General features: G+C 66.1%; 1 protein-coding gene. It reads right to left on the bottom strand.

The window, feature by feature from the left end:
• Positions 1-70: 70 nt before the first annotated feature.
• The gene (locus tag ACF08B_RS41675) at positions 71-940 is read right to left on the bottom strand and encodes a transposase family protein (protein ID WP_392322235.1); all 870 of its coding nucleotides are present in this window, start codon (positions 938-940) and stop codon (positions 71-73) included.
• Between the last annotated feature and the right edge of the window lie 130 nt (positions 941-1,070).

Here is a 1,070-nt window from a genome sequence, read left to right as displayed (position 1 = left end):
TTACGGGACAAGCCTTACGAGCTCGTGCATGGTTGGCGCTGGCACGTCGCGGGGTGCGAACTGGTCCGGTTCACCCTTGTGTATCGATCTCGAGGGTGGCGGCCTGCTGGTGAGAGAGCAGTGCAGCGACCGCCTGGATGATGTCACTCATGTGCTCACGACGACCGTGGTGGCGGGCGAGGGCTCGCCAGTTCTTCAGGTGAGCGATGCCGTGCTCGACGCGGATCCGGCGTGAGGAGTGGGCCCTGCGCCGCTGTTCATGGATCTCCTCGTACCAGTCCGGGGCGTTCTTTTTGAACTTGCGGTGTGGCGGGGTCACCACGCGTCCGCCGGTCTGAGCACCCAGGCCCTGGTAGCCGGCATCCGCGAGGATCTCCACCGCGGGACCGTCGGTCAGGAGCCTGACCAGCCCTAACTTGCGGGCATGAGTGATGTCCGCACAGCTCGCGGGCTCAGCCGGGCTGCAATACAGGAGGCGGCCGTCAGCGTCCGTGAAGACCATGGACTTGACGGCGTTCTGCTTGTTCTTCCCCGAGATGAACTTGTCCCGGTCCTTGCGTCCGGCAGCCGGGCGGCGGACGCGGATCTCGGTGCCGTCGATGATCCCGGTCTGCTGGTTTTCGCCGAGGTGGTCGACCACCTCGGCGAGCGAGCGGAGCCGACGGCCGGGAGCGATGGTGCAGCCCCGCTGGGCCAGCAGCGGCCGCACTTCACCGATCGCACGCGTGATGGTGGAGCGATCTACATCGAACCAGCAGGCCAGTACGTCGTGGGTGGCGCCATGGCGGAGGTGAATCAGCGTGGCCAGGAGCCGGTCGACGAAGACGAGCTTGTGCTTGGCACCGGCGCCGACAGCTCGTCGGCGGGGACGCGAGGCGAGTGCCGCCTGGTGCCGCTCGTGCCACAACGGGCCGATCTCCGCTACGAGTTCGGCGATCACATCTGGACTCAGTCCGGTGATCTGCTGACTGCGAAGGACCGCTGAACGCGTCCGGTTCCCCACCACACAGACCATGATCGACGATCAAGGTCTCGACGTGCCAGCGCCAACCATGCACGAGCTCGTTAGC

This window comes from Streptomyces sp. NPDC015139, assembly GCF_043079785.1.
GTDB classification, from domain to species: domain Bacteria; phylum Actinomycetota; class Actinomycetes; order Streptomycetales; family Streptomycetaceae; genus Streptomyces; species Streptomyces albidocamelliae.
The sequence above is the reverse complement of the archived record's forward strand: the minus strand, read 5'-3'. Positions and strand labels throughout refer to the sequence as shown.